A 6,585-nucleotide genomic window follows, 5' to 3' on the forward strand; every position below is an offset into this window, starting at 1 on the left:
GCGCATAAAACCGCCCTCGGTTTTTGGGTGCCGCTAACCCACGACCCTCACCCGTTCCATCAAGGTGCTTCATGGAAGGCTGACCCGGTCCGGGCCGCGCGGAGCCGGCTTCGCCGGTCCGCAGCGGCGCCCCCTTGAGGGGGAAGCGCGTAGCGCTTCGGGGGTGGGCCCCTCTTATTCCCTGAATTCAGGCGCCCAGTGCAGCAGGCGCCGTTCCAGCCAGGTCACACAATAAACCAGCGCGATGCCAACGATGGACAACAGCGTCACGGCGGCGAACATGTCGGTGGCGTTCAGCGTGGCCAGCGCGGTGATCATCAGGTAGCCCATGCCGGTGGTGGATCCCACGAATTCGGCCAACACCACGCCGATCAGCGCAAAGCTGATGGCGTTGGGCAAGGCGGCGAACGTCCAGGCCGCCGCCGTCGGGATGCGTACGCGCCACAGGATCTGGCGTGGCGATCCGCCCAGCGTGCGGCAGAAATCCACCAGTTCGCGTTCGACGCTGCGGCCGCCTTTGTAGGTGTTGAAGAACACCAGGAAGAACACCACGAACCAGGACGTCACCACCTTGGAGGCCAGCCCCAGGCCGAAGAACATGGTGATGAGCGGCACGAACGCGATGCGCGGCATCGAGTTGAACGCCACGATGAACGGGTTGAACACGTCGGCCAGGAAGCGGCTGCGGGAAAGCGTCATGCCGACGATGAAGCCGCTGCCCACCCCCACGACCAGCCCCACCATCGTGGCCTGTAGCGTCAGCCACAAGTGCGGCCAGACCGAGCGCGGCCCGGGCTGCATCCATTCCCACAGCCGCACCGCCACGCGTGACGGCTGGCTGATGAAGAAGGGGTCGAACAACGTATTCTGGGTGAACCACGGGATGCGCGTCAGCGTCTCCCACGCGCCCAGGATGACGGCCAGGATCAGCACTTGCCACAAGGTGATGCGCACGCGGCGGGCAATGCCGGCGCGGCGGTCCAGCCGCAGCTGGTCCTGCAGGGAATCGGAGGTTTCAGTCGGGATCATGACGCAAGGGGATTCAGGCGGCGGCGCGGAACTGCTGGCCCAGCACGCTCCAGAGGCTTTGCACGTGGGCAACGAACTGCGGCGTTTCGCGCAGCGTGAAGACGTCGCGCGGATGCGGGATGCGGATGCGTTCGTCCAGCAGCACGTGGCTGGGCGGGCCGGACAGCACCACCACGCGGTCCGACAGCAGGATGGCTTCGTCCAGGTCGTGTGTGACCATGACGATGGTCTGGCCCAGCTTGCGCCAGATCTCCATCAGTTCGCGGTGCAGGTGCGTCTTGGTATGGGTGTCCAGCGCGCCGAAGGGCTCGTCCAGCAGCAGGATGCGGGGCTCGACGGCCAGGCTCATCAACAGCGCCACGCGCCGGCGCATGCCGCCCGACAGCTGGTGCGGGAAGGCGTCGGCGAAGGCGCCCAGGTGACCCAGTTCCAGCAGTTCAGCCACGCGACGGTCGATCTTGTCGGCAGCCACGCCCTGGAACTTCAGGCCCAGCGCCACGTTCTTCTTGACGCTGAACCAGGGCAGCAAGGTGTCTTTCTGGAAGATGTAGCCCAGCGCGGGCGGCACCTGACCGTCCACCACCTGCCCAGCCACGCGGATGGTGCCGGTGGTGGGCCGCAGGAATCCGGCGATCATGTTCAGCAGCGTGCTTTTGCCGCAGCCCGAAGGGCCGACGATCGAGACGAATTCGCCTTGTTCGATCGTCAGGCTGACCTCGCCCACCGCATGCGTCGTGCCCTGGCGCGACTGGTAGGCCTTGCCGACGTTGTCCAGCGTGATCATCAGAGGCCCCGCGCTTTCCGCACGAAGCTCATGTTCACGCATTTGGCGTAGGGCACCGTCTTGATCTCGTCGTTCGAGAATTGCCGGCCGTCGCCCATGATGGCCGTCATGCGGTTGTACGCGTCTTCGGTGATGAGGTTGTCTTTCAGGAACACGGTGTCTTTGTAGACGCCCAGCGTCTTCTCGATGGCCGCGCGCGGGAAGGCGTTGAGGTAGTCGTCGTAGATGACGTCGGTGATGCCGGCGGCGGAGTTAGCGGTGATGAAGTCCTGCGCCTTGACCATCGCGGTGACAAAGGCCTGCACCACTTCAGGGCGCTTCTGGACGGTGTCTTCCAATGTCAGCGCGGCGATGCCGGGGACGTCGCCGCCCATGAATTCGTTCCACGAGCTTTCGGTGGTGGCGTCGAAAATGGGCACGCCCCAACCTTCCTGCCGGGCCTGTTCCATCATGGACATGGTGGCCATGCTGGCCGATACCGAGCCGGTCTTGAGCGCGCCCAGCATGGTGGCCAGGTCGCCCAGCGGGCGGATATCCACCTTGTCGGCCACGCCGGCCTTCTGCATCAGGTACAGCGCCATCAGCCAGGTGCTGGACTGCGGCTGGGTGGCGCCCACGCGCTTGCCGGCCAGGTCCTTTAACGACTTGATCTTGCCGCTGTCGAAGTCTTCGCGGCGGACGATGACATTGGCATAGGTGAGCTTGCGGTCAAAGCCGAACACGAGCGTCGCGGGCTTGCCGGCGATGGTCAGCGCCGGGGCGGCGGTGGCCGCCGTGGCGCCGAACACGATCTGGCCGGCCGCCAGCAACTGGTTGGTGCGCGGACCGCTTTGCGAATTCAGGTACTCGACGTCCAGGCCGCCTTCGCTGAAATAGCCCTTCTTCAGCGCCACGTAGCCGGCCGCGAAAAAGGGATCGATGCTGCCCTGCCCGTAGACGACGCGGCCCAGCTTCGGCTGCGCGAACGCCACGCGCCCATTGAGCAGGCTGACGCCGGCCAGTGCCCCGGCAGCGGCCAGCACGCGGCGGCGGGTAGTGAAATCGGGGCTGTGGGTCATGTCGTCCTCGGGCGTTGGTTGGGTTGCAGCTGTTTGGCGTAAACAATACCCCAGCGCCACCCGTCCAACAATGGAAAACGCCCGGTTGCCCGGGCGTTGGTCGACTTCTGCGTGATTGACGAGTTACGCGCAGCCGTCCGTCACGATGCCGTTTTCTTCGGCGCTGCCTTCTTCACGGCTTTCTTGGCGGCGGTTTTGGTTGCCGTCTTGGTAGCCGTTTTCGTGGCGGTCTTCTTCACCGCAGCCTTCTTGGCCGGCGCTTTCTTCGCTGCCGTCTTGGTGGCCGTCTTTGCCGCCGTCTTGCCCGGCGCGCGGCCCGGCTTTTCAGGACGCGGCTCGAACTCGAAGCCCACCTTGCCGTCCGGCTGGCGCACCAGGAACGCCTTGAACTTGCGGTTGGTGCGGCTGGACACGAAGCCGTCCAGCAGGTCGGTGCGGCCGTCGGTCAAGAGCTTGCCCATCTGCTGGGCCGAGATCTCTTGTTGCAGGATGACCTTGCCCGAGCGGAAGTCGCAGCTCTTTTCGGGGCCAACGGACTTTTCGCAGACGTAGCTCATGCCGTGCTCGAACACGCGCGACTGGCACTTCGGGCAGGGGCCCACCGGCGTGTGGCCGGAGAAGTCCACGGCTTCGGTGTCGTCTTCGTCGTTCTGGCCGAAGTCGAACTCCAGCTTGTATTCATCGCTGATGCGCAGGATGGCGGCAAACGGCCGGCCCATCTTGCTGATGAAGCCCTGCAGCGGACCGATCTCGCGCTTGGCCAGCAGTTCTTCGACTTCCGGCAGTTCGAACGTGCGGCCGCCCGGGTGCTTGCCGATCGAGAAATCGCAGGCCGTGCAGGCGAATCGGCGGTAGTTTTCCTTCACCACGGCGCCGCACTTGGGGCATGGCGTCTGCAGCGTGGCGTAGTCGCCCGGCACCGTGTCGCGCTCGTATTCCTTGGCGCGCTTGACGATGACTTGCGTCATCTGCGCGATTTCGCGCATGAAGGCCTCGCGGCCCAGGCCGCCCTGCTCGATCTGCTTGAGCTTGTGTTCCCACTCGCCCGTCAATTCCGGCGAGGTCAGTTCGGTGACGTCCAGCCCTGACAGCAGCGTCATCAGCTGGCGCGCCTTGGCGGTGGGCACCAGGTCGCGGCCTTCGCGGCGCAGGTAGACCTCGTTGAGCAGGCCTTCGATGATGGCGGCGCGCGTGGCCGGCGTGCCCAGGCCGCGCTCGGACATCGCTTCGCGCAGTTCTTCGTCGTCCACCAGCTTGCCAGCGCCTTCCATGGCGGACAGCAAGGTGCCTTCGTTGAAGCGGGCTGGCGGCTTGGTCGACAGGCCCACGGCTTCGACGTCTTCCGTGCGCACGGTCTCGCCGTCCGCCACGGGCACCAGGTTGGCGTCTTCGCCCTGGGCTTCCTTGCCGTAGACGGCCAGCCAGCCTGGGGTGACGAGCACCTTGCCGTCGGTGCGGAAGCGGTGCCCCTGCACTTCGGTCAGGCGGGTGGTGACGCGGTATTCGGCGGCCGGGAAGAAGACGGCCAAAAAGCGCTTGAGCACCAGGTCGTACAGCTTGGCCTCGGCTTCGCTCAAGTCATGCGGGATCTGCAGCGTGGGGATGATGGCAAAGTGGTCCGACACCTTCTTGTTGTCGAAGATGCGGCGATTCGGCTTCACCCACTGCTGGCTGACGACCGTGTCCGCGTGGCGGGCCAGGCCGCCCACGGCGTTCGAGCCGCCCTTGGCCAGCGCGCGCATCGTTTCCTGCACCGTGGTGATGTAGTCCTCGGGCAGGTAGCGGGAATCGGTACGCGGGTAGGTCAGCGCCTTGTGGCGTTCGTACAGGGTCTGGGCGAGCGCCAGCGTGGTCTTGGCCGAAAAGCCGAAACGGCCGTTGGCTTCGCGCTGCAGCGACGTCAGGTCGTACAGCGCCGGCGACATCTGGGTCGATGGCTTGGATTCTTCGGTGACGTTGCCCGGCTGGTCGCGGCAGGCGGCCACCACGCTTTGCGCGGCGGCGGCCGACCACAGGCGCGATTCGCGCTTTTCCGGGTCGCGGTCGTCTTTCTTGAATTGGGGGTCGATCCAGCGGCCTTCATACAGGCCGGCGGCGGCGATGAAGGTGGCGCGCACTTCCCAGTAGTCGCGCGGCACGAAGCGGCGGATGCGCTCTTCGCGTTCGGCCACGATCGCCAGCGTGGGGGTCTGCACCCGGCCGACCGGCGTCTTGAAGAAGCCGCCGTCCTTGCTGTTGAAGGCGGTCATGGCCCGCGTGCCGTTGATCCCGACCAGCCAGTCGGCTTCGGCGCGCGAACGGGCCGCCGCTTCCAGCGGTTTCAACTGGGCGTCGTCGCGCAGGTTGGCGAAGGCGTCGCGGATGGCGGCCTGCGTCATGGATTGCAGCCAGAGGCGCTGGATCGGCTTCTTCACGCCCGCATACTGAATGATGTAGCGGAAGATCAGTTCGCCTTCGCGTCCCGCGTCACAGGCATTGATGATCGAATCCACGTCCTTGCGCTTGGCCAGGCGGACCAGCAGCTTCAGGCGCTCGGCGGACTTCTTGTCGGTGGGGCCCAGTTCGAATTCCGGCGGAATCACGGGCAGGTGCGTGAAGCTCCACTTCCCCTTGACCGGATCGTTGGGCGCGACCAAGCTCAGCAAATGGCCGATGCTGGACGCGAGTACGTAACGTTCGCTTTCAAAATAGTCGCCCTCGCGCGCAAAGCCTCCCAAGGCGCGTGATATATCAAGGGCCACCGAGGGCTTCTCGGCAATAATCAGCGTTTTATTCATGTGTATCCAGTGGCGGTAGTCCCGCCTTAGTAGCGCGGATAATAAGATCGGAGATTCGCCAGATGCAAGTCGGCACTGAAAGACAAGCGGGATCCGAACTGCACGCTTGGCGCCAATTCCTGGCGCGAAGCACCCTTTGGCTAGGCGTTTTGCTGCTGGGCAGCGCCGCGATTTGCTGGGTCGCCGCCAACTGGCAGGACATGACAAAAGTGCAGCGCTTCGCCGGCACGCAGGGCTTGCTGGCCATTGCCGCACTGGCCGCCGCCTGGGCCGGGCTGCGCCTTCGGGCCACCCCTGGCGTGCGGCGCAGCATCCCGGGCGCGCTCCTGGCGTTGGCCGGCATCCTGCTGGGCGCCCTGCTCGCGTTATTAGGCCAAACTTACCAGACTGGCGCCGATACCTGGGAATTGTTCGCCTGGTGGGCGCTATTGCTGCTGCCCTGGGCGCTGGCCGCGGCCAGCCAGGCCGTGTGGCTGTTGTGGATCCTGGTGCTGAACGTGGCGGCCGCGCTCTGGCTGGGCGAACGGATGTTCTCGTGGCTGTCGGTGTTCGGCGGATCGGACACCATCACGCTCGTCATGGCGGCGCTGAACCTCGCGTTGCTGCTGGGCTGGGAGCTGGCCGCGCACCGCTGGCGTGCCAGCACGATGATCGGCCCGCGCATCCTGGCGGCCCTGGTCGTCAGCACGCTGGTCATGTCCCTGATGTTCGTCGGTTTCTTCTTCGGCCGCGAGCAAGGGGTCGGCGGCATCGCGTGGCTTGCCGTGACGGTGGGGCTGGGCTTTTATTATCAGCGGGTCCGGCGCGATCTGATCATCCTGGCCATTTTGGCGGCTGGCGTGATCTGCGTGTCACTGCGATTCGTGGGCGAATGGCTGCTGCGCCTGGAGCCCGGCGTCTGGGCCGCGCTGCCGCTGGCGGCGTTGCTGATGGCCGA

General features: G+C 65.5%; 5 protein-coding genes. 1 reads left to right on the forward strand and 4 read right to left on the reverse strand.

Annotated features, from left to right (window positions below; all coding sequences use genetic code 11):
* Positions 1 to 174: 174 nt before the first annotated feature.
* The 4 genes from HG262_RS06515 to HG262_RS06530 form a co-directional block, all read right to left on the reverse strand.
* Entirely contained in the window at positions 175 to 1,029 is an 855-nt protein-coding gene (locus HG262_RS06515; RefSeq protein WP_169270235.1) for an ABC transporter permease, read from the reverse strand.
* Positions 1,030 to 1,042: 13 nt separating this feature from the next.
* Positions 1,043 to 1,813 carry an ABC transporter ATP-binding protein gene (locus tag HG262_RS06520; protein WP_169270236.1) on the reverse strand — a complete coding sequence of 257 codons (771 nt, stop codon included), beginning with the start codon at positions 1,811 to 1,813 and terminating at the stop codon, positions 1,043 to 1,045.
* Complete coding sequence (locus HG262_RS06525; RefSeq protein WP_169270237.1) at positions 1,813 to 2,871, reverse strand: ABC transporter substrate-binding protein; 1,059 nt, start codon at positions 2,869 to 2,871, stop codon at positions 1,813 to 1,815. The genes HG262_RS06520 and HG262_RS06525 overlap by 1 nt, the downstream gene beginning before the upstream one ends.
* A gap of 140 nt (positions 2,872 to 3,011) precedes the next feature.
* Positions 3,012 to 5,648, reverse strand: coding sequence for a DNA topoisomerase III (locus HG262_RS06530; protein WP_169270238.1), 2,637 nt, complete (start codon positions 5,646 to 5,648; stop codon positions 3,012 to 3,014).
* Positions 5,649 to 5,710: 62 nt separating this feature from the next.
* Here HG262_RS06530 and HG262_RS06535 point away from each other — a divergent pair.
* Positions 5,711 to 6,585: DUF2157 domain-containing protein (locus HG262_RS06535; protein WP_211186981.1), on the forward strand; the 875-nt coding region annotated here is incomplete at its 3' end.

The organism is Achromobacter sp. Bel, assembly GCF_012928505.1.
Taxonomy (GTDB): domain Bacteria; phylum Pseudomonadota; class Gammaproteobacteria; order Burkholderiales; family Burkholderiaceae_B; genus Achromobacter.

Excerpts from the sequence above, each read along its gene's own strand:
- HG262_RS06515 (WP_169270235.1), bottom strand. The coding sequence starts at position 1,029 with ATGATCCCGACTGAAACCTCCGATTCCCTGCAGGACCAGCTGCGGCTG.
- HG262_RS06520 (WP_169270236.1), bottom strand. The coding sequence starts at position 1,813 with ATGATCACGCTGGACAACGTCGGCAAGGCCTACCAGTCGCGCCAGGGC.
- HG262_RS06525 (WP_169270237.1), bottom strand. The coding sequence starts at position 2,871 with ATGACCCACAGCCCCGATTTCACTACCCGCCGCCGCGTGCTGGCCGCT.
- HG262_RS06530 (WP_169270238.1), bottom strand. The coding sequence starts at position 5,648 with ATGAATAAAACGCTGATTATTGCCGAGAAGCCCTCGGTGGCCCTTGAT.